Source organism: Nocardia sp. FBN12 (genome assembly GCF_054031145.1).
In genome coordinates this window covers 41744-62669 of record NZ_CM132926.1, presented here as the reverse complement: position 1 = coordinate 62669, position 20926 = coordinate 41744, and the positions used below count along the sequence as shown (strand labels likewise).

The window sequence follows — 20926 nt, the reverse complement described above, 5'->3', positions numbered from 1 at the left end:
CGGTCGGCTCAGCTCGCTGGCCAGCCGCCGTTGCGCTCGCGCATGTCCGGCTCGTCGTCGTCACCGACCGCCAGGTGCTCGATGCCGAGCTTCTCGGCGAACAGGTGGCGCTGGGTGATCCAGCCGAGCACCGAAAGACCGACCCAGACCAGGGTCGAGGTGACCTGCTGCCAGCCCGATTCGGGGTAGCGCAGAAACGACAGCGAGTCACTGAATCGCGCGACACCGCTGCAGATCATGCTGGCGCCGCCGATCGAGGTCAACCACAGCAGTGCGCGGGCCCGGAACTTCTGCGCCAGGAACGCCCCGGCCACACCCAGCGCGCCGGCGACGATCATGCTCAACGCCACGTTCTTGTCGCCGGGCTGCAACACCGTCGCCAGCTTGGTGCCGATCATCACGCCGGTGAGACCGCCGATGAAATAGGCGGCGAAGCGGAATACGAGCGAGGTGACGACCCAGACCGAGACCGCGCCGATCAGCCCGACCAACAGCAGCCACCAGAAACTCGCGTTGAACAGGTCGGCGATCAGCCAGCCGAGGCCGAACCCGATCGCGAGCAGACCGAGGTTGACCGAGCGAATCCCGTAGAAGCACAACAGCGCTCCGACGAGGGCGACCAGAATGCCGTTCATCTGTGTTCCTTTCGGCAGGCGGGCGTGATCACGACCCGGACAGTGCGGCGGTCGCGGCGGCGACGGTGGGATAGATGGGGATCGGGACGTCGCCGTGCTCGGCCGAGCCGAGCGCGTCACCGAACTGGGCGATCGGTCGCGCGATCGCGAACCCGATCCGCCGGGCGGCCAGCGTGTCACGCAAGGCGAGCAGCATCGCCGCGGCGGTCACGTCGATCGAGGGCGAGGTCTCGGCATCGAGGACGACCATTCGGGTCCGGTCGGTGCACAGTGCTTCGATCCGGTCCTTCACGAAATCGGAGTTGGCGAAGAACAATCCGGCCTCGACCCGGACCACCAGCAGATCGGGGCGCGTCGTCGCGTCCGGGTGCCGGTGGAGGTCGACCCACAGCGTCTCGTGCTTGCCGAGCACGGCCACATGCGGTTGCGAGGCCCGGTACACCAGCAGCACCATCGCCACCCCGATGCCGATGAGCAGACCCGGCAGCGTGTCGAAGATCAGCACACCGAACATCGCGGCCATCGCGCCGAGGAAGTCGGCGCGCGCGGCCTTGCCGTAGATGCTGCCGAGCATGGTGGTCCAGACCCGGTAGAAGCGGCGCATCGCGGCGATATCGACCAGCTCGACGACGGCCGCGATCACGACCGCCGCCAAGGTGGCATCCGGCAGTTTCTCGAACAGCCCGGTCAGAAACAGCAGGGTGATGAGCGTGAGCCCGGCCACCACGAGCCCGCTGAGCTGGGTCTTCGCCCCGGCACCACCGTTGACGGCCGTCTTGGACAAGCTGCCGTTCACCACCATCCCCGAACTCGCTCCCGAGCCGAGATTGGCGACTCCGAGTCCGATCAGCTCCCGATTCGGGTCGATCGGGTATCCCGCCTTGGCCGCATAGGTTTTCGCGGCGCCGAGACCCTCGGCGAAGCCGATCAGTAGTACGCCGACAGCCGGACCGAGCAGGTCGAGATAGTCGTCGAACGTCACGCCCGACGGCAGCCCGAGCGCGGGCAACCCGGCATCGATGTGACCGACGATCGCGACACCCTTGTCGTCGAGTCCGAAAATGGCCACGGCGACGATGCCGAACAGCACGGCCACCAACGCGCCGGGAACGAACGGCAGCCAGCGGCGCAGCACGAGCACCAGCGCGAGGCTGATCAGGCCGATCGTCACAGTCCGCCACTGCGTCTGTCCCAGATCGGTGATGATCCCCCACGCCTGCTCGAAGAAGTTGCCTTCGTGTTTGTCGATGCCGAGCAACTTCGGCACCTGCCCGATGATGATGACCAGGGCGAGGCCGACGATGAAGCCCTTGAGCACAGGTTCGGAGATGAACGCGGCGATGAAGCCGAGCCGCAGGAGCCCCGCCAGCAGCCCGACGATGCCGGTCGCGATGGCGAGTGCGCTCGTCAGCGCGAGATAGCGGCCGCCGTCGGCACCCGCGAGCGGCGCGATGATCGCCGCCGACAGTGCCGCTGTCGCCGACATCGGGCCGACCACCAGGTGCCGCGAACTGCCCGCCAGCGCGTAGAGCACCAGCGACGGCACGGCCGCGTACAGACCGACGACCGGCGGCACCCCGGCGATCGAGGCGTAGGCCAGCGCCTCGGGCACCAGCACCGCCCACACGGTGAGACCGGCGATCACATCGGGACGCAGCCAAGCCCGCCGATAGCCGTGCAGTGACTCGAACACCGGAAATGACAGCGCCACGATCCCTCCTCGTTACAGCCCGCCGATGCCCTTGCCGACCACCACCGCACCCATGATCAGCAGCACGATCGCCATCACCGCGTGATTGTTGAGCTGCAACCACTCCCGCAGGCTGTCGAGCATCGGACCGAGTTTGCCCGCGGCGACCATGTAGCCGATGACCACCGCAAGGACCGTGGCCGAAGCGAGCAGGGTGAACACCACGATCGCGACCAGCTCGCCCCCCGCGCTCAATCCGCCGGACCCGATCGCGACACCCGCCGAAACACACAGCAGCAGATTCTTCGGATTCACCCCCGACAGCAGCGCGCCCAAACCCAGCGCCTTCACCGGCGTGAGTGTGTCGATCGCCTGCATCCAGCCGGGCACCTCGGTCTGTGACCGTTCCTGCCACTGGATCACCGCCAAGACCACCAGCGCGACACCGAGAATGATCTTCACGATCGAGGCGCCCGTCGACGGTTCGCTGTCCGTGCCGCCCAACGTCCCGGCGAGCAAGGTCAGCACGCCGGTCACGACGAGGATTCCGGCCACCCAACCCACGGCGAAACCCTTCGCGGCACCGCCCGCGTTCTTCGACAAGATCATCAGAATCGCCGCGATGATCGGGATCGGCGACAGCGCCACACCGACCGCGAGTGGCAGGAGACCGCCGAGTACTGAGCCCATGCCACGACGCTAAACGGGCCGTGCACGGCCCGCCTCACACTTTCCGGGTGAACTGCACCGGTGTTTTCATCCGAATCGGGTGAAGCAGCCGAGGCCTGATCAGCGGCATGATTCGGCGTATGGGATCACCAGCAACGCTCGGACCGGTCGAATTCCTTGTGCTCACCTTTCCCGGCACCGACATCGACACATCCGTCTCGGCGGCGCTGGCCGAGGTCGTCGCGAAGGGCACGGTCACGCTGCTCGATCTGCTCGTGCTGTCCATGGACGCGGCGGGCACCATCACCGAACGCGAGATCGACGACGACATCGCCGTGGTGGGTCTCACCGGCCTGACGGCTGCCGACATCGACCTCGTCAGCGACGACGACCTCGACGTCGTCCGCGCGTCGATGGAACCCGGAACGACCGCTGTCGTCATCGTTTTCGAGGAAACGTGGGCGGTTCGCCTGGCCGGCGCGGTGCGCGCGGCCGACGGCGAGGTCGCGCTGCACGTGCAGGTACCGCGCGATGCCGTCGACGCCGCGCTCGCCCTCATCTAGGAAGGAATCGGCTATGCCACTTCGAAGGGGTCGCATCGGGCGGCCGGGACTGCTCGGCGCCGTGGCCAGGACCGCCGTTGTCGCAGGTACCGCCACTGCGACCTCGAATGCGGTGAACCGGCGGGGAGCGCGGCGAGCCGCCGAACAACAGGCCTACGCCCAGCAACAGGCTCCGGCTCCCCCGCCACCGCAGCAGGCTCCCCCGCCACCGCCGCCCGCGGCCCCGAGCGCAGGCAACGACACCGTCGCCCAGCTCGGCCAGCTGGCCGAGTTGCACTCCTCCGGCGCGCTGTCGGACGCCGAATTCGCGGCCGCGAAGGCCAAACTGCTCAGCTGAACGGCCCACCGAAGACGCCCTGGCAACACTGCCTGGGCGTCTTCGTGTGTCTACTGCACGCGACCACCGACCGTGTGGATGATGACCACCTTCGGGTCCCACGGAACGAGATCGTTCACCTTCTGCTGCAACTGCGCCCGCGGTGGCAACTGCTGGGGAGCGAGCACCGAGACCGTCGCGATGTCACCTTGCAGAGTGACGTCGATGACCTGCGCGTCCGCCGAGTCCCCCAGCCAGTCCCTGGCCGCATCGGCGATCTGCCCGGCCCACAACGTGGACAGCGAATTGAGCACCATCGGGATCGCCACCAGCACCAGGGCCGCACCGAGCGCGAGGTAGGCCCGGCCCCGCCGAACCGTCGCCGGATCGGCATCGCCCGCGTACCCCGCGATGAGCAGCACGATCGTCGACGTGATGATCATCGCGACCACATTGGACGCGAAGAGCACGAAAGCGCCCCCGGCGAGCGCGGGCGCCCGCGAACCCAAGCACACCCCGACCACCCCCAGCGGCGGCACCAGCGAAATCGCGATCGCCACCCCCGGCAGCACATCGCCGACATCACGGCGGGTGATCGCGATCGCCGCGACCAGGCCGGTCGCCATCGCCGCGGTCAGATCCATCAGCTTCGGCGAAGTCCGCCCGACCACTTGGGCATTGGACAAGACATTGACGGGGTTGGGCAGCAACTGCGCGAAAAGGAACCCGAGCGCGACCACCACGACGATCCCCGACAAGACCAGCAACAGACTCCGGCCGAGCAGCCGCGCACGACCGGTCACCACCCCCAACGCCACTCCGAGAATCGGAATCGACAGCGGCGCCACGATCATCGCGCCGATCACGGTCGCGGTGGAATCACCGATGACGCCGGAGATCGCGATCACCGCCGACATCACCAGCATGATCCAGAACGCCGACCGCTTCGACGCGACCGCGCCCACCGACAGATCCAGTTTGTCGGTCAGCTCGTCCAACGATCGTCGCTGGTCCTGCGGGACCAGAAAACTCAGCATGGCAGGCATGGGTCATGACCTCCGGTCTCGGTGGATCCGAACCTCGGCATCGGCATAGGCGGCCAGTGTCGACTCGCCGAGCGTGCTTGTCGCCGGGAAGAATTCGATGCGGACGCCTTGCGCGTACAGCAGATCGTCGGTCCAGACGTCGCGGATTCGTGGGTCGATACCGCTGAGGTAGAGGCGCCCGCCGAGTGCGTCCAGCCGCCGCGCGTAGTCGCCGATCACGTGCAGGAAGGTCGCGCTCACGCTCGTGCGCCCGCGCAATCGCAGAATGACCACCGAGTCGTGTGCGCCGCCGGGGTCGGGCAGCTTGGTTTGCAGCGTGCGCGCGCCCGCGTAGAACAGGCTGCCGTAGACATCGAGGACGACGATCTCGTTGTCGGACACCGTGCGCGGCGCCTTCGCCTCGACGAGGTGGTCGCCGTCGACCCGCAACCGGACCACCTTCAAGTCGATGGCCTCCTGGTTCAGTTGCAGCAGCAGCGATAGCGCGACACCGACGCCGACCGCCGCCGTCACCGGCAACAGCAGCGTGGCGACAAAGGTCACCACCAGCGCGGTCCGCGAAATCGCACCACTGCTCCAGATGGCGATCAGGCGATCGGGATCGATCGACCGGGCGGCGGCGACCATCAGAATCGCGGCGAGTGTCGGCAGCGGCACCCGGCCGACCACCCCGGCCAGCCCGACCATGATCACCAGAATCCACAGACCCGACCACATCCCGCCCCAGCGGCTGCGCGCCCCGGAGGAGACGTTGATCGCTGTCTGCCCGACCGATCCACCCACCGGCATCCCACGGAACAGCCCGGCGAAGATATTGCCGATGCCTTGCGCGGTGAAATCGCGATCGACCGAGGACCGCGTGCCACCCGGGTTCGGCGACGACTCGGCCACCCCGGTGCCCTGCACCAGCACGATGACGGTCACCGCCAGCGCCCCGGTGACCAGCGACGGCGACAGCGCACTCAACTCCGGCAGGTGCGGCAGCGGAAACCCGGTCGGAATCTCGCCGGTGTCGGCGACCGTACCGACCTGGGTCCAGCCGAAGCCGAACACCACGATCATCGGCACGATCAACGCGAACAGCGAGGCGACCGTGCGCAACTTCGTGTACGCGAGCGAGATGATCAGCAGCATCGCCAGAACGCCGACAACCGCTGCGCGCCAATCGAAGTCGAGCGGATGCAGCACCACATGCAGGGCTTTCGTCAGTGCGATCGACCCCCGCACCGGCGCGCCGAGCAGACTCGGCAGCTGGCCGAACAGGATGTTGGCCGAGATGCCGAGCAGGAACCCGGTCATCACCGAATGCGAAACGAACCGGGTGTACTTGCCCAACCGCAAGATCGCGGCGACGATCATCATCGCGCCCGCGATCAACGTCAGCATGACAATGGCGGCCGACCGCTGTTCGGGGTCGACTTCGGTCAGCGTCGAACCGACCGCCAACGCGGACGCGCTCGTCGTGGTGACCACCATCAGCTGCGTGCTCGTGCCGAACCCGCCGAAGAATCGCCCGGCCATACTCGCGTACAGCCCGTGCACCGGGCTCACCCCCGCGAGCACGCCCGCCGCCATCCCGTCCGGCACCCCACCGATCGCACCCGGAATCCCCGCGACGACATCGGCTTTCGACATTCGCTCGGTCCGCAGCCACTGCCGAACCCGGCGCACGACCTCAGCCACAGCGCGGCCTCGCCGTGGGCATCACACCGCCACGGCGCACGGCCTCGGTCACCGTGGCGTTGTGGGCCGTCGGCGTCGCACCCATCACATCTCCTTCGGCTGCCGACCGGGCGACTGGCGACTCCCGCCGATCGCGCCGGTACCCTGGCGCGGTCGGCGGGAGGTTGTTCACGGCGTGACCATGGCGAAATCCGGGTCGGGGGCGACCAGATAGCCGACGAGTTCGACCAGCTTGGCGGGGTCGCCCTCGACCGTGACGCGGCCGTCGCCGATCATCTTCCCCAGATCCTGTCCGCCGAGAAGAGCCGCGCGCAGGTCCACTTCGGTGAGACCGAACGTCGTCTCGGCGGGCGGGAGGTCGCCCTCGACATCGAAGTGCACGAGCAGCCCGTTGCGTAGTTCGGTGCGGTGCACAGTGCCGGAATCGGTGAGACGCCAGTCGATGACGATCTTCGCGTCCCAGGCGCTCGGGCCGTCGACCCGCAGCGCGAGCGCATCGAACACCTGCTCCACGGAGAGCGCGGCGGAAATGTCGTCGGAGGAAGTCGCCAGCGGGGTACCGACATTGCCGTTGCGCAGTTCGTAGGCGCCCATCAGGAAGAAGTTGCGCCAGGTGCCGTTCTCCGAGCCGTAGCCGAGTTGCTCGAGCGTGTCCGCCTGCAACGCCTTCGCCTCGGCATTGCCGGGGTCGGCGAAGATGACGTAGTTGAGCACCTGGGCGACCCAGCGGAAATCGCCGTCGGCGTAGGACTTTCGCGCCTTGGCGATGACTTCGTCGGCCCCGCCCATGAATTCGACATGGCGTCGGGCGCTCGCGACCGGCGGATGCTGCCACAACGTGGCGGGGTTACCGTCGAACCAGCCCATGTACCGCTGGTAGATCGCTTTGATGTTGTGGCTCACCGACCCGTAATAGCCGTGGGTCGACCACGAGTTCACGATGGCCGGTGGCAGTGGGAAATCCTCGGCGATCTCGATACCGGTAGCGCCCTGGTTCAATGCCCGCAACGTCTGGTCGTGCAGGTAGCCGTAGAGGTCGCGCTGAATCGACAGGAACTCGGTCAACCGGTCGGTTCCCCACGTCGGCCAGTGGTGGGAAGCGAACACGACATCGGTGCGCGCGGCATATCGGTTGATCGCCTGCGTGAGGTATTTCGACCACACGTGCGGGTCGCGAACCAGCGCACCACGCAATGTCAGCAGGTTGTGCAAGGTGTGGGTGGCGTTCTCGGCCATGCACAGCGCCCGCCGGGCCGGGAAGTAGAAGTTCATCTCCGACGGCGCCTCGGTACCCGGGGTCATCTGGAACTCGATATCGACCCCGTCGACTGTCACGGTCTGCCCGGTGTGGTCGATGTAGACCGTCGGTGAGATCAAAGTCGGGGTTCCGGTCGAATTCGTCGGTCCCAGGCCTGCACCGACCGCGCCCTTCGGCCCACGCGGAAGCACGGCGCCGTACATGTACGCCGACCGGCGCGCCATCGCGGTGCCCGCGTACACGTTCTCCTCGACCGCGTGCTCGGTGAAACCGACCGGCGCGATGATCTGGCAACGCCCCGCCGCGACATCCTCTTCGGTGGTCACACCCTTCACCCCACCGAAATGGTCGATGTGGGAGTGCGAATAGATCACCCCGGTCACCGGGCGCTCACCACGATGCTCACGATACAGCGCCAGCCCAGCCGCGGCGGTCTCCTGCGAGATCAGCGGATCGATCACGATCACACCGGTGTCGCCTTCGACCAGCGTCATATTGGACAGGTCGAATCCGCGGATCTGGTAGATGCCGTCGGCGACCTCGTACAAGCCTTGCTTCGCACACAATTGCGATTGGCGCCACAAACTCGGATTCACCGTGGGCGGGCACTCGCCGTCGAGGAAAGAGGTATAGGCGTCGATGTCCCACACCACCTCGCCCGCGGCGTTCTTCACCACCCCCGGTGTCAGCGCCGCGACGAAGCCGCGTTCGGCATCGGTGAAATCCTGTGTGTCGCCGAACGGTAGCGTGCGCAACAACGTTTCGTTGTTGGCTTCGATACTGGCCGAGACACCCTGCTGACTGGTCATCAGATTCCTTTCACTGTCTGTGAACGACGCCGAATTGCGCAGTGAATCGCGGGTTTCAGGCGAGCGCCTTGGCCTTGAGCTGCTGGAATTCCGCCTCGGTGATGGCGCCGGCGTCGAGCAGCTTCTTCCCGTCGGCGATCTGGGCGGCGGAATTGGTGCCTGCGGCCTGTCTGATGTAGTTGTCCGTCTCGGTGCGTGCCTGCTTCTGCGCTTGCTCGGACCGTTCGGTCATGCTCTCGCCGCGGAAGATCAGGTACACCAGCCCGGTGATCAGCGGGAACAGGATCAAACACACCACCCACACCGCTTTCACCCAGCCCGAGGTGGACCGGTCACGGAATAGATCGGTGAGAATGTAGAACATCAACATCAGGTAGGCGACAAAGCAGAAGCTCACGATGATGACCCAGAGAACGTCCCACACCGACGACATGATTCGACCTCACTTCTGTGATGCGTGAGCACCGGCCGGTGGCCACGGTTGTGCCCCGCCATCGTCGCGGAGAACCCCGGCCGCACACATCATCCGAATCGGGTGAATCCGGCCGAGCTGACACTCGAATTCACCCGTAACGGGGGATACGGCACAGCACCGACGGCCCTACCGTCGACATCATGACCACCACCTCGCATCCCGTCCGCCAAGGTCTCGCGGCCGGCATCACCATGCTCGCGGCGACCATGCTCCTGGTGGCAGGCGCACTGAGCATCCTGCGCGGCATCGCAGGCGTCACCAAGGACGAAATATTCCTGATACCGAGCGAATACAGCTACCAGTTCGACGTCAGCACCTGGGGCTGGATCCACATCGCGCTCGGCATCCTGCTGGTCGCCGTCGGCGTCGGGATGATCGCGACCGCGACCTGGGCCCGAATCTTCGCCTACTGCTTGGCCTCGCTGTCGATCGTCGCCAATTTCCTGTCGCTGCCGTATTACCCGTGGTGGTCGGTGATCCTCATCGTCATCGACCTCATCGTCATCTGGGCGATTTCGGCCTGGAACCCCACCCGCGTCTGAGCTGTGGGGCCCCGCCCGCAACGGCACCCGGCCCCGCGATTCTCGCGATCGGCAGTCGACCCGGGTTCGCTACGTCTTGGTGGCGGTGATCTGGGTCAGCAGGCACCGCCACCGACCGTCTTCCTCGACGAACACGTCGGTTGTCCACTCGTCGGCATCGAACCGGGTGCCTTGGTAATGGGCAGTATTGGTGATCCGGGTAGTCAGCAGGGCGAGCTCGCCGTGGTAGCGGATCCTCGGCTCGCCGACTCGCCGCATCGCCGAGTGTGTGAGATCGCCCGATCGGACGAAGGCAAGGAACCGCTCGGCCGTGGTGATGCCGTTCTCCGACACCATGATCCACTCGTCGGCCATGTAGGAGCCGATCCGGTCCGCGTCGTTGGCGACGATCGCCACCTGCCACTCGTCGAGTACGGCCAGCAGCTGGTCATCAGCCGTGTGTGTTGTTGTCATGGTCCAACGCTAGGACCGATATTCCGCCCGGTCTTGGACGAATGGAACGACAGTCCCGGTGTGGCGGGAGCTGCGGGGTCAGCTGCGAAATCGCCTCCGGCATCGAGAAATTTCGCAGCCGACCCGCACTATCGGATCAGAGGCTGACGCCGAAATCGCGGGCGATGCCCTCCAGGCCGGAGGCGTAGCCCTGGCCGGTGGCACGGAACTTCCACTCGGCACCGTTGCGGTAGAGCTCGCCGAAGACCATGGCGGTTTCGGTGGACGCGTCCTCGGAGAGGTCGTAGCGAGCCAGTTCCTCACCGTTGCTGCGGTCGAGCACGCGGATGTAGGCGTTGCGCACCTGGCCGAAGGACTGGCTGCGGGCGGCCGCGTCGTAGATCGAGACCGGGAACACGATGGAGTCGATGGTCGCCGGGGTGTTGGCCAGGTCGACGTTGATCGTCTCGTCGTCGCCGTCGCCCGCCCCGGTGGTGTTGTCACCCGCGTGCTCGATCGCGCCTTCCGGCGACTTCAGGTTGTTGAAGAAGACGAAGTGCCCGCTCGACACCACCTTCTTGTCGGCACCGAGGCCGATGGCGCTGGCATCGAGGTCGAAGTCCGTGCCGGTGGTGGTCCGCAGATCCCAGCCGAGGCCGACCGCGACGGCGGTGAGATTCGGCGCCGCCTTGGTCAGTGAGACATTGCCGCCCTTGGACAAGCTGACACCCATATCGAGAACTCCCGTACCTCATCGCGGCGCACAGCGCACCGTCGCCCCCACCCTAACTCTCGACTCTGAACGTTTGCTGTGATCAATCCTGTTCGGCCGCACCCGATTCCACGGGCATCCGGTCGGCACCCCAACTCCGGTGCAGGTAACCGATCACCCGGTCCAGTTCCGCGCGCTCGACGGCGGCCAGTTCACCCGGCTCGAGCGGGTCGAAATGGAAGATGTAGAGGCGCGAGGCGAATTGTTCGAAGGGCAGCGACGCTTCGCCGAAACGCTCACCGTGCCCGGCGGTTCCGACCACCACCCCGTCGCCCCAGTCCTGGCCGCTGTCGTTGTTCGGGTTGTAGAAATACACCCGCATCACATCCTGCGGATCGAGACTGACCCGCAGGACCGTGATCGCGTGCCAGCCGACGAAGCGGGCCGCGCTGTCGGTGACGGCGATACCGGCGGGCTGCGGGTGGATCACGGGCTGGTTGCCGTTGTAGAAGGGGTGGTAGCCGGCGTAGAAGTGGCGCAGGAATTCGTCGACGTCGGTCAGGTGGCCGGTGGCCACGTCGACATTGATCCGGAAGCCACGTCCGGACCACCAGCCGTGGAACTCCGGGTTGATCCAGCGGTGTGGATCGCCGTCGCGGCCAACACAGCGCCGCCCCATCTCCGCGTAGATCCGGTCCAGGTGCGGAACCACCAGCAGCGACACCGGGTCCAGATCCAATTGCAGCGCGGCCGATTCCGCGTCATCGGTCTCACGCGAGGAAATCGGCTGCCCTTCGAAGTGCATGACGATCTCGTCGTCGCGCGCGGCCCAGACCAGGGTCTGCAGCAGATAATCGGGGTCGTTGTAGGCCCACATCGACAGTGCCCGCGCTGATTGGCAGGTGGGGTTGTCGCCCTGTCCGATTCCCAGCGGCAGGCCAAGCACCGACAGCATCCCGGACAACAACCACGACCGCGGTTCCGGCGCGGGCCCGAACACCTGGGTCAGCCGCTGACAGGAACGGGTCGAAAGCCGCAGTGCCAGTTGGCGCCACAACGCGGGCGCGACCGGCGGCTGATAGAGGATGCCGCGCTCCAGCAGGAGGGTGAGACCGTAGATGCACTGCGCCGTTTCGACGTGGACAGCCTGCTCGATGAGGCTGTGCACCAGTTCGTGATAGCAGAGCAGGCTGTCGCGACCGGTGCTCGACAATCCCATCGCCTCACCGAGCAGGTACGCACCCTTGGTGAGCAGAAAGCGCAGCAGCACAGCGTGATACGGCGAGACCAACCCGGTGTCGTGCATGGATCGCGCGAATCCTGTTGCCTCGTACTGCAATGCGCTGTCGTCCATCGATTCCAGCCGCGTGCGGTAGATCTCGACGCCCGGGTCCTCCCGGCACCCCTCGGTGGTGCCGTAGAGGCTGCTGATCAGCCGGTCGGCACCGAGACCACTGGCACCGAGGTCCACATCGGGATTGGCACGCGCGACGGCGATCTGGGTGATCATCCGCTTGACCCCGTCGACCTGGATCGGCCGCTGCCGCAGGATGCGCCAGATCTCGTCGACCAGGTTCTCGAGTACCTTCTCGTACCCCACCTCGGCGACGAGGTAGTGCAGCAGCTCCCGCGAGACCTGCGCCATCCGGCCCTGCTGTTCCCGTTCGGCCTCGGTGGGCGGGGAGAACAGCAGCGACAGATTCACCGCGAGTACCTGCGACAGATGATCATTGGCCTGTTCGGCCGAAATCAGCGCATGCTGATAATCCCCCTTGGCGACCGCGAGCAACCGCAGATCACTCACCGCCTCCAGCACCATGGTGTCGGCATTGGGGCTGCGCAACGAGCCGGAGCTCAGCGCCGGAATGAGGATCTGCGGCTGCGTCCAGTCCGTGCCGAGGAACAGGCCCGCGGTCTCCAGCTTTTCGGCGCGGGCTCGCACCGCGGCGCACCCACCGGGCAGCAACAGCACCCGCCGCAGGGTGTCCATGACCCTGGGCAGTTTGACGAGCTTGCCGAATTCGCCCGCGGCGGCGAGGGACTGAGTGGCGTGGTCCACCGCGGCGAGACGCCGGTCCAAGCTCGCCGGGTCGTGGCCGTCTGGACTCAATCGCCGATCCCTTCGCGCACCGTTGCCTTCGCAACGGATCAAATATAGAAGTCGAGCTCTTCTTGTCGCTTCAACAGATCCCGCAGAGTGTACGGGTCCTCACCGAAGAAATAGAGCAGGCCCCAGTGATTGCCGAATGCGGTCCTCTTGGTCACCTTTTCGGCCTGCGGCGCGGTGAGCTCGTGCGAGTCGAAATAGTCGTGGTCCTCGGTCTCGGGCGGCACCGACAGTCGACTCACCACCCGCCGCCGCGGATACACACCGAAGCACCCCGCGTGGCCGGTGGCGTCCACCACCTCCTTCGGGAAGAACGAGTCGATCTCCTCGGCGGTGGTTTTCGGATCGAAGGCCAAGACCAGCGCGTGGTAGGCGTTGAAACCGTACGTGCGTTCCAGTAACTCGAACACCTTGAAACCCGGCGGCCGGTAGGCGACCTCGCCGAAATACATTTCCCCGTCGCTGGTGACGAAGTACTCGGGATGAATGAACCCGAACTCGATGTCGAAGGTCTTGATCAGCTTTTCGACCTGCCGCGTGATCTCGGGCCGGTACTTCTCCAGCTCCGGGGTCGCGGGCACGAACACCGAATATCCCAGCGTCACGTACTCCGAGATGTTCAGAAAGCAGATGCGGCCGTCGTGGACCCAGGCCTCGACCGCGAACTCCCAGCCGTCCAGGTGCGATTCCATCAGCATCGGGAACTCGTCGTCGGGGATCGTGTCGACCTCGTCGGGGGTCCGGATGATCCGGTGACCGAGGCAGCCCGCCTTGTCGAACGCCTTGAGGTGAATCGGATCGTTGGGATCACCGTCGAGTTTGAGCAGGGTTTGATTGACGCGCTTGAGGAAGCGGATCACGTCGTCGCGTTCGTGCGCCTCTTCGAAAATGCCGACCCGGATACCGCCGAGCTGCGCGCGCCGCTTCATCAGCGATTTGTCACGCAGGAGCATGGACTGGCCGAGCAGGCGGGGGTTGTCGAGCAGCACGGAGTTGATCGCACCCGCCCATTCCACCGTTTCCTCGAAGATCGGAATGGCGACGTCGACCCCCCTCGCCTTCAGGGTCTCCGCGATCTCCATCGAACGGTCGTTGAGCCGCTCGAAGTCCCAGGGTACGAAAGGAATATTGTGCTCGGTGCAATAATCTTGCGCCCATTCGGGCGCGACCACGATATAGCGACGATCAAAGCGATCAATCGCCTCGACTGCGTTCAAACTCCAGCCGAGTAGGGCTACATAACCTTTGTTCGGATTTCGACTTTTCGATTCGTCAGCTGAGATCGACAAACCCAATCCCTTCTCGAACTCCACAGCCCGGGCTCCGGGACCCGGAAAGAATCCCGGCAGGGCTGCCATTTCCATGGGATACCCGGCGTCCGCACGGTCAACCATGACGAAGCTGTGACCGCGGACCCGGCCAGTGCCCGCGGGCGCGCCCGGCACCCGTCCCGCATCGCGACTACGCTCGTGGAATGCCAGGTCCAGAGACAATGCCGCCGCCGCGCAACGGCGTCGGCCTCGCGTCGTTGGTGCTCGGCATCATCGCCTGCGCGGTCTCGTTCATTCCCGTCGTCAGCGAGTTCGTCGCCGCCCCTGCCGGTATCGGGGCCGTGGCCGCCGCGTTCATCGGCTGGGACCGGATCGAGAACGGCGTGGCCACCAACCGCGCCGACACGATCGCGGGCGGAATCCTCGGCGCGATCGCACTGGCGGTGACCGCCCTGGTCTACCTCGCGACCCATTCCGGCTGACGCGCGAATTCTCGTCCTGCGCGTGGCGAGCGAAGTCCGTAGCCTGAAATCGTGATTACTCTCAAGAAGGAAGACGGCGCAGCCGATCTCGCCGGTATCACCAAGATGAGCGTGGGGGTGAGCTGGGATCCGTCGGCGGGTTCCAGCGGTGGAATTCTCGGCATGGCCCGGCGCAAGCGCGGTGTCGACCTTGACCTGATCGCCGTGCTGTTCCAAGGTGGTGAGCCGGTGCGGTTCGCCGGTCTGGATTCGCTCGACCCGCTCGGCAACGGCTCGGTGCTGCACACCGGCGACGAGCAGACCGGTGCGGCCGTTGGCGACGACGAGACCGTGCACGTCACCTTCACGAATGTCCCCCCTGCCATCGACTCCATCGTCTTCGTCGCCGTCGCGTTCAAGAAGGGCTCGTCCTTCGAGAAGGCGAACAACGTGTCCTTCAAGATCTACGACGCCACCGGCGGCGATACCCAGCCCGTCGCCGATATCTGGCCGTCGCTGCTCGGCGCGGACAACGCGAACGCGATCGCCCGGACCTTCCGCAACGGCCCGGTGTGGCAGCTCGAGGTCCTCGACCGCAAGGGCAAGATCAAGCAGGGCGATCGCCAGGCGTTGCTGCGCTTCGCGATCGGCTGACACCACGGCGGCAGGGCCCGGCGCGCGCGCGTCGAGCTCCGCCGCGCGCGTGGGCCGACCTCCCCGTTTCACGCATTTGCGACATCAGCGAAGTTCGTCAAGTCCACGCGATTTCGATGTTCTCTGAATGGTTGCTGCGATAACGTTTTTCGCATGGACGACATCGAGTTGGATTTGCCGAGCGTCGCTACTTCGCGCAACGCCGGACGGATTCTGGAAATCGGCGCGGTCGGTCTGCGCAACCCGCTGCCTATCGACGGCGAGCAGACCCACGCCTACGTGTGCTGCGTAGACGGCACCACCCTGCAGCTCCCGGACTCGCTACAGAACTGGGCCATGCAAACCCTCGCCGCGAACTTCGACCTACGCGCGACCGGCCTGCCCTCACTGTTTCCCTGCCGCTTCGAATTCGGCATCCGCGACGGCGCCGCCTACGCGATCCCGGTGACCCAGCGGTCGCTGCGCGAGAAGGCCAACGCATGACGACCTGACGTCGCCTATCGTCACCCTCGTGCACGAGGGACTCACCTACGCCCCAGCCGGCGCGACCAGCCCCGCCGACCACCTCTGGACGGCCGAATACCCCGGCTTCCGCCGGCTCGACACCACAGTGGTGATCGGACACGGCGAGCCGACGTGGACGGCCGCGTCCGAAGCCGTGCTGCGATGGGGCATCAAGCGCCGCAGCGGTTTCCGCGTCGCCCCCGACGTCGCGGTGTCGACGGACGCGAAGTACCGGATCAGCGCGGGTTGGGGGCCCGTCTCCGTCCACGAGCCGGTTCGCGTAGTCGCGGTGGTCGACACCGAGGACCGGTGCGGCTTCGCCTACGGCACCCTGCCCGGACATCCGGTCAGCGGCGAGGAAGCCTTTGTCGTGCACCGGGATTCGACCGGCACGGTCTCGCTCACCCTGCGTTCGCTGACGAGACCGGCACCGACCGGATCATGGCGCTTCGTCTTTCCGATACTGCTTGTCGCGCAACGGTTCTATCGTCGCCGATATCTGCGCGCGCTGGTGAACTAGGCGATCGGCGGCAGGTGGACGACCTGGCCCGCGTAGGCCAGCCCGGCGCCGAAGCCCAGCAGTAGTGCGGTGTCGCCGGGGTTGGCGGCACCGGAGCGGACGAGTTGTTCCATGGCCATCGGGATGGAAGCGGCGCTGGTGTTGCCGGTTTCGATGATGTCGCGGGCGACGGCGACCTTCTCCGGAAGGGCGAGGGTGCGGACCAGCGCGTCGGTGATGCGGATATTGGCCTGATGCGGGACGAACGCGTCGAGATCCGCGGCCGCGAGGCCCGCGAGGTCGAGCGCGTCCCGGCACGCCTTCTCCAGGAAGGTGACGGCCCAGCGGAACACCTCGGTGCCGTTCATCCGGATGTACGGACGCTGTGAGGTGCCACCACTGGCCTCCGCCGCGGCGACTTCGGCGAAGTACTCCGTGAAATCCTTGTCCTGCTTGATCGCCGAGGTGCGGCTGCCGTCCGAACCCCACGCGACCGGCCCGATCCCCTCCTGCTCCGCCGCGCCGACGACCACCGCGCCCGCGCCGTCGGCGAAGATGAACGCGCAACCGCGGTCGGTGGTGTCGAGCAGATCCGACAGCCGCTCCACCCCGATCACCAGCACATAGCGCGCCTGGCCCGAGCGCACCAGATTGGCCGCGTCGGCCAGCGCGTAGCAGAAGCCCGCGCAACCCGCGGAGATGTCGTAGGCGGCGGTGTCGTGCATGCCGAGCTCGGTGGCCACCACCGCGCCCGCCGACGGACCGAGCACCATCTGCGACGACGTCGCCAGCACCACCGCATCCACCTGCTCGGCACTCACCCCCGCTGCCTTCAGCGCGTCACCGGCAGCCGCCACACTCATCGAGACGATCGTCTCGTCGGGCTCGGCCCAGTGCCGGGCGGCGATCCCGGACCGAGTCTTGATCCATTCGTCCGAGGACTCGATCGCCTCGACGATCTCGGAGTTGGGCACAACGCGGCGCGGGCGATATACACCGAGACCACAGATCCCCGCGTGGGTGACCGGAACCGCGGTGGCAATGGGGGTGGGCATGGCATCCTCTCCATATGAACCGATCGGTTCACGTAGGAACAGGTCTAACATGAACCGATCGGTTCAATCAAGGGGTAGGAGTAGATCGGATGGCTGCCGGACCACGAGCCCGACTCATCGAACACACGATCAGCACCGTTCAGGAACACGGCGTCCACGCGTCCTCCCTCAGCGAGCTGCTCGAGCGCAGCAACACCTCACGCAATTCGCTTTATCAGCACTTCCCTTCCGGCAAAGGCGAATTGGTGCAGACAGCGGCCCGGATCGTGACCCGTCTGGTGTACTCGCATGTAAGCGCGATGGCCGACTCCCTACAGACCGCGCCCTCGGCGCAGCAGTGGCTCACCGACCTGCTGGCGTTCTGGCGGGTCCCGCTGGAAAAGTCCGACTACGCCGCGGGCTCGTTCATGATGGCGGCCGCGCTCGACGAGCTCGACCCCGCCGTCCAGTCCATCGCGGGCCAGGCGTTCGCCGAATGGACCGCGCGGCTCGCCGACGGGATCGTCGCCACGGGGATCGAACGCGCGACCGCGGTGTCGCTGGCCGGGTTCCTGCTCACCACCATCGAGGGCACGATCGTGCACAGCCGCGCGCTCAAGTCCGCGCATCCGTTCGATCAGGCGGTCACTCAGCTGACGATCCTGTTCAACGTGCACCTGTCCGCGCGGTAGGGATCATCACGAAATACTGTGTGCCGCATCGAGTTCGGTGCGCAGGGTGGTGATGATCCGGCGGCGGGCCCTGGCGCCTTCCGCGCTGGGAGTCAGCGGATAGACGTGGACGAGACCGGATTCCTCGTGATATTCGAGGTCGACTCCCGCCTCGCGCAGCTTCGCCGCCAGCAGCCGGGCGTCGGGGTTGAGGATGTCGTCGGTGCCGGTGAACACCGTGATCGGACCCAGCCCGTCGAATTCGCCGAACAGGGGGCTGACCAGGGGGTCTTTCATCGAGAGTTCGCCGCTCCACAGCTTGCCGAACACCAAGCCGCCGTCGCGTCCCAGCCATGGGTCACGTCGCAGAACCGCGTCGATCTCGGGATTCTCGAGGGTGAGGTCGAGGGCGGGCGAGATCAGGATCGTGCGGGGGACGGTGTGGCCCGCGTCGCGCAGGTGCAGGGCGGTGGACAGCGCGATCTGACCGCCCGCGGAGTCGCCGGCGAGGAAGGTCGGACCGTGGCGCTCGCCGGCCGAGGTGACCAGTTCGGCGATGCGGGGGATCACCTGGGCCGCGGTGCCGAACGGGATCAGCGGATAGATCGGGACCGTCACGACGAGATGGGTCTGCGCGGCGATCCTGGCCGCGAGTTGCCAATGTTGCGAAGCGATTTCGCCCACCCAGCCGCCACCGTGCGCGTACACGAGGCCGCCGCGGGAGATCCCGTCCGACGGGGTCACGGTGTAGATCGGCCAGCCACGGTCGTGCACCACCGAGACCTCGACACCACGCAGCTTGCGCGGCGGGCCGTACGCGAGGGGCCGCAGACTTCGCTCACGCACGTGCGCCCTGGCCAGCTCGGCATCGATGTAGTTCCGGTTGCGCCGGGTGACCCGCAGGAATCCCGGAATCACGTACCGACTCATCACACCGGGCACCGCGACCTCCACTCGACAGGTAGACCGGCGTAGTCGAAGCGCTCGGTCCGAGCGTCACCGGTGGACGCCAAGTTACCCCGTGCCCGCGTCAGCCGAGGGGCTGCTCGGTGACATCGGTGCGCAAGCTGGTGCCGTTGAGGTCCAGATACAGCACACCCTCGGTGACCGACAGCGTGGCGGTATTACGGCGATCGACCAGCGCCGCCGCCTCGTCGATGAACGCCCGATCGAAACTGAACAGTGGAATCCGCGCCGCGTTGTGAATCTTCTTGCCCGCATACTGCGCGAGCACCTTCGCCGGATCCCGATGGGTATAAACCACGGCCCGACCAGCGAGCTTGCTCCCGCGATGAATCCGATCCGCGTCCGGCGCCCCCACCTCGATCCACGCGGTGGTCCGCCCCGTCATATCCCGCACCTGCACCGCGGGCTCATCGGTAGCCGAAATCCCACCGTCACTGAACACAATCCCCTCCTCGTACTGCAAGCAGTACGCGAGGATCCGCGTAATCATGTACTCCGCTGTCTCCGACGGATGCCGAGCCACCCGCAATTCCAGATCCTCGTACACCCCCCGATCCACATCGGCGAGCTGAACGGCGAAGTTGTGCAATGTTGCGCTGAGTGCCATAGGACATCCGAGCCTACCGGCCACCCCGAACCCGCCCACCCCCACCAGCACATTCGCACCGTAAGCGATTGATAGCCAATTGATTTGACTCTCACATGTGGTGCGCTCTACTGTCCTCGCGTGCCACGCACCCACTCCGCCGCGCTCACTAGATGGTCCAATCGACGCTGCGCCGCGCTCGACAGCTTGGAAGCGGTCCATGGTGCTGTCACGGGGCGGCGCCGTGGGCGCCAATATGCGACCGAACATTTGAACCTGGCCCTGTTCGTCAGTCTCGCGGCAGAATTCCAGGGCTACTGCCGTGACCTCCACGACGACGCAGCAAATGTCTTCGCGCTCAGTCTCGGTCCGGCGACCGACCCTCGAATCACGGCTCTGCGGGCAACCCTCGTGCGTGGGCGGAAGCTCGATCAGGGCAATGCACAGCCGAGCGCACTCGGCGCGGACTTCCAGCTCCTCGGCCTGTCACTGTGGTCAGCGGTGCATGCCGCCTACCCGTCGCGGGGCAAGGGCTGGAACGCGACTCTGACCAGCCTGAACAGTGCACGCAACGCCATCGCGCATCGCAATGACGCCCAGCTGGCTGCGGTGAAAGCAACCCAACCGCTCGACCTGGCCACCTTCAAGCGATGGCGCCGGTCGCTGGACGGCGCTGCCACTGGATTCGACAAAGTGACCGGGGCATACTTGACAGAAATAGCAAGCACCAGCTGGCACAGATAGGAGGTGGGCTCGATGGCAAAGGCGAAGAACACCGAGGTGAAGCCGGGAGATCCGGTCCGAGTCCGATGGAGCCTCTATGTGATGGATGCCGTGGTGACCAGCGTCTCAGGTGACAACGTCCACGTCACATTCTCTGTCGAAGGTTCCGACGAGCCGGTCAACGGCTTGTATCGCATGAGCGAACTCCTCGCCGCCTGAGCAAGTCGGCTACTGATCGTCGAGCAGATCACGCGGGGCGGCTTGGCGCCACGAGTCGGTGACGATGGCCTGCAGTTCCTCGCGGTCGTCGAGGGCAGCCAACCGGACCCGGACCCAGGGGTTGCCTGCCTCATGCGAAGCGATCCAGAACTTGGCGGGCTCGGCCAGTACGAGTTCGTCGCGCTCGACGATCGGGCAGCGCACCGCCATCGAGGACTCCTCCTCCGGCAACGTGAGGAACAGCTTGCCCGCGACCTTGAAAATCGGCATGCCCCAAGCGAATTGCTCCACAGTCTGTGGTAGCGACAGCACGTAGGCGCGGACGTCATCCCCGGTGACATTCATGTCCTCCATCCTGACAGCACACACCGACAGGATCCGACCCGCCGCAGCCGACCCGG

General features: G+C 66.0%; 25 protein-coding genes. 10 read left to right on the top strand and 15 right to left on the bottom strand.

The features are described 5' to 3' along the window. Positions 1 to 8: 8 nt before the first annotated feature. Genes ACWZHB_RS00315 through ACWZHB_RS00305 form a run of 3 tightly spaced genes read right to left on the bottom strand, consistent with a single transcriptional unit; the run spans position 9 to position 3015 of the window. The gene (locus ACWZHB_RS00315; RefSeq protein ID WP_427905925.1) at positions 9 to 635 is read right to left on the bottom strand and encodes a DUF4203 domain-containing protein; all 627 of its coding nucleotides are present in this window, start codon (positions 633 to 635) and stop codon (positions 9 to 11) included. A gap of 28 nt (positions 636 to 663) precedes the next feature. Beyond that, the gene (locus tag ACWZHB_RS00310) at positions 664 to 2346 is read right to left on the bottom strand and encodes a SulP family inorganic anion transporter (protein ID WP_427905924.1); all 1683 of its coding nucleotides are present in this window, start codon (positions 2344 to 2346) and stop codon (positions 664 to 666) included. A 12-nt stretch (positions 2347 to 2358) separates the two neighbouring features. Next, positions 2359 to 3015: a GAP family protein gene (locus ACWZHB_RS00305; RefSeq protein ID WP_427905923.1), complete on the bottom strand. Its 657-nt coding sequence runs from the start codon at positions 3013 to 3015 to the stop codon at positions 2359 to 2361. A 119-nt stretch (positions 3016 to 3134) separates the two neighbouring features. Between ACWZHB_RS00305 and ACWZHB_RS00300 the strand changes: the two genes are divergently transcribed. Both ACWZHB_RS00300 and ACWZHB_RS00295 read left to right on the top strand, forming a co-directional pair. After that, positions 3135 to 3557: a DUF6325 family protein gene (locus ACWZHB_RS00300; protein WP_427905922.1), complete on the top strand. Its 423-nt coding sequence runs from the start codon at positions 3135 to 3137 to the stop codon at positions 3555 to 3557. A gap of 13 nt (positions 3558 to 3570) precedes the next feature. Further along, positions 3571 to 3894: an SHOCT domain-containing protein gene (locus tag ACWZHB_RS00295; RefSeq protein ID WP_427905921.1), complete on the top strand. Its 324-nt coding sequence runs from the start codon at positions 3571 to 3573 to the stop codon at positions 3892 to 3894. A gap of 50 nt (positions 3895 to 3944) precedes the next feature. On the opposite strand, the gene ACWZHB_RS00290 is transcribed toward ACWZHB_RS00295, so the two are convergent. From ACWZHB_RS00290 to ACWZHB_RS00275, 4 genes are all read right to left on the bottom strand, one after another. Continuing rightward, positions 3945 to 4910, bottom strand: a complete 966-nt coding sequence (locus ACWZHB_RS00290) for a DUF389 domain-containing protein (protein WP_427909043.1) — start codon at positions 4908 to 4910, stop codon at positions 3945 to 3947. Positions 4911 to 4922: 12 nt separating this feature from the next. Beyond that, positions 4923 to 6554 (bottom strand): SulP family inorganic anion transporter, encoded by a 1632-nt coding sequence (locus tag ACWZHB_RS00285; RefSeq protein WP_427905920.1) that lies wholly within the window; start codon positions 6552 to 6554, stop codon positions 4923 to 4925. 216 nt (positions 6555 to 6770) lie between these two features. Next, positions 6771 to 8669 carry an alkyl/aryl-sulfatase gene (locus ACWZHB_RS00280; RefSeq protein WP_427905919.1) on the bottom strand — a complete coding sequence of 633 codons (1899 nt, stop codon included), beginning with the start codon at positions 8667 to 8669 and terminating at the stop codon, positions 6771 to 6773. Between the two features lie 55 nt (positions 8670 to 8724). Further along, the gene (locus ACWZHB_RS00275; protein WP_427905918.1) at positions 8725 to 9102 is read right to left on the bottom strand and encodes an SHOCT domain-containing protein; all 378 of its coding nucleotides are present in this window, start codon (positions 9100 to 9102) and stop codon (positions 8725 to 8727) included. A 182-nt stretch (positions 9103 to 9284) separates the two neighbouring features. On the opposite strand from ACWZHB_RS00275, the gene ACWZHB_RS00270 reads away from it, so the two are divergent. After that, positions 9285 to 9686 (top strand): DUF7144 family membrane protein, encoded by a 402-nt coding sequence (locus tag ACWZHB_RS00270; RefSeq protein WP_427905917.1) that lies wholly within the window; start codon positions 9285 to 9287, stop codon positions 9684 to 9686. Between the two features lie 69 nt (positions 9687 to 9755). On the opposite strand, the gene ACWZHB_RS00265 is transcribed toward ACWZHB_RS00270, so the two are convergent. The 4 genes from ACWZHB_RS00265 to ACWZHB_RS00250 form a co-directional block, all read right to left on the bottom strand. Next, positions 9756 to 10139: a nuclear transport factor 2 family protein gene (locus tag ACWZHB_RS00265; protein ID WP_427905916.1), complete on the bottom strand. Its 384-nt coding sequence runs from the start codon at positions 10137 to 10139 to the stop codon at positions 9756 to 9758. Between the two features lie 136 nt (positions 10140 to 10275). Continuing rightward, positions 10276 to 10851: a TerD family protein gene (locus tag ACWZHB_RS00260; protein ID WP_427905915.1), complete on the bottom strand. Its 576-nt coding sequence runs from the start codon at positions 10849 to 10851 to the stop codon at positions 10276 to 10278. Positions 10852 to 10933: 82 nt separating this feature from the next. Then, entirely contained in the window at positions 10934 to 12940 is a 2007-nt protein-coding gene (locus ACWZHB_RS00255; RefSeq protein ID WP_427905914.1) for a hypothetical protein, read from the bottom strand. A gap of 38 nt (positions 12941 to 12978) precedes the next feature. Then, positions 12979 to 14019, bottom strand: coding sequence for an ATP-grasp domain-containing protein (locus ACWZHB_RS00250; RefSeq protein ID WP_427909042.1), 1041 nt, complete (start codon positions 14017 to 14019; stop codon positions 12979 to 12981). Between the two features lie 392 nt (positions 14020 to 14411). Here ACWZHB_RS00250 and ACWZHB_RS00245 point away from each other — a divergent pair, with 392 nt between their 5' ends. The 4 genes from ACWZHB_RS00245 (at position 14412) to ACWZHB_RS00230 (ending at position 16347) form a co-directional block, all read left to right on the top strand. After that, a complete protein-coding gene (locus tag ACWZHB_RS00245) occupies positions 14412 to 14690 on the top strand; it encodes a hypothetical protein (protein ID WP_427905913.1) in 279 nt (92 codons plus the stop codon). 51 nt (positions 14691 to 14741) lie between these two features. Then, the gene (locus ACWZHB_RS00240; protein ID WP_427905912.1) at positions 14742 to 15323 is read left to right on the top strand and encodes a TerD family protein; all 582 of its coding nucleotides are present in this window, start codon (positions 14742 to 14744) and stop codon (positions 15321 to 15323) included. Positions 15324 to 15476: 153 nt separating this feature from the next. After that, the gene (locus tag ACWZHB_RS00235; protein ID WP_427905911.1) at positions 15477 to 15806 is read left to right on the top strand and encodes a hypothetical protein; all 330 of its coding nucleotides are present in this window, start codon (positions 15477 to 15479) and stop codon (positions 15804 to 15806) included. A 28-nt stretch (positions 15807 to 15834) separates the two neighbouring features. Further along, positions 15835 to 16347, top strand: coding sequence for a DUF1990 family protein (locus tag ACWZHB_RS00230; RefSeq protein WP_427905910.1), 513 nt, complete (start codon positions 15835 to 15837; stop codon positions 16345 to 16347). Here the strand turns inward: ACWZHB_RS00230 and ACWZHB_RS00225 are convergent. Then, positions 16344 to 17381 carry a beta-ketoacyl-ACP synthase 3 gene (locus tag ACWZHB_RS00225; protein ID WP_427905909.1) on the bottom strand — a complete coding sequence of 346 codons (1038 nt, stop codon included), beginning with the start codon at positions 17379 to 17381 and terminating at the stop codon, positions 16344 to 16346. The two genes, ACWZHB_RS00230 and ACWZHB_RS00225, sit on opposite strands and share 4 nt — an antisense overlap. An 89-nt stretch (positions 17382 to 17470) precedes the next feature. Here ACWZHB_RS00225 and ACWZHB_RS00220 point away from each other — a divergent pair, with 89 nt between their 5' ends. Beyond that, positions 17471 to 18052 (top strand): TetR/AcrR family transcriptional regulator, encoded by a 582-nt coding sequence (locus ACWZHB_RS00220; protein WP_427905908.1) that lies wholly within the window; start codon positions 17471 to 17473, stop codon positions 18050 to 18052. A gap of 6 nt (positions 18053 to 18058) precedes the next feature. Here the strand turns inward: ACWZHB_RS00220 and ACWZHB_RS00215 are convergent, their stop codons facing one another. Both ACWZHB_RS00215 and ACWZHB_RS00210 read right to left on the bottom strand, forming a co-directional pair. Continuing rightward, a complete protein-coding gene (locus tag ACWZHB_RS00215) occupies positions 18059 to 18961 on the bottom strand; it encodes an alpha/beta hydrolase fold domain-containing protein (RefSeq protein WP_427905907.1) in 903 nt (300 codons plus the stop codon). A 100-nt stretch (positions 18962 to 19061) separates the two neighbouring features. Further along, complete coding sequence (locus ACWZHB_RS00210; RefSeq protein ID WP_427905906.1) at positions 19062 to 19604, bottom strand: YaeQ family protein; 543 nt, start codon at positions 19602 to 19604, stop codon at positions 19062 to 19064. A 120-nt stretch (positions 19605 to 19724) separates the two neighbouring features. Between ACWZHB_RS00210 and ACWZHB_RS00205 the strand changes: the two genes are divergently transcribed. Then, complete coding sequence (locus ACWZHB_RS00205; protein ID WP_427905905.1) at positions 19725 to 20327, top strand: hypothetical protein; 603 nt, start codon at positions 19725 to 19727, stop codon at positions 20325 to 20327. 12 nt (positions 20328 to 20339) lie between these two features. Further along, the gene (locus tag ACWZHB_RS00200) at positions 20340 to 20525 is read left to right on the top strand and encodes a hypothetical protein (RefSeq protein ID WP_427905904.1); all 186 of its coding nucleotides are present in this window, start codon (positions 20340 to 20342) and stop codon (positions 20523 to 20525) included. A 9-nt stretch (positions 20526 to 20534) separates the two neighbouring features. On the opposite strand, the gene ACWZHB_RS00195 is transcribed toward ACWZHB_RS00200, so the two are convergent. Next, positions 20535 to 20870, bottom strand: a complete 336-nt coding sequence (locus ACWZHB_RS00195; RefSeq protein WP_427905903.1) for an MmcQ/YjbR family DNA-binding protein — start codon at positions 20868 to 20870, stop codon at positions 20535 to 20537. Between the last annotated feature and the right edge of the window lie 56 nt (positions 20871 to 20926).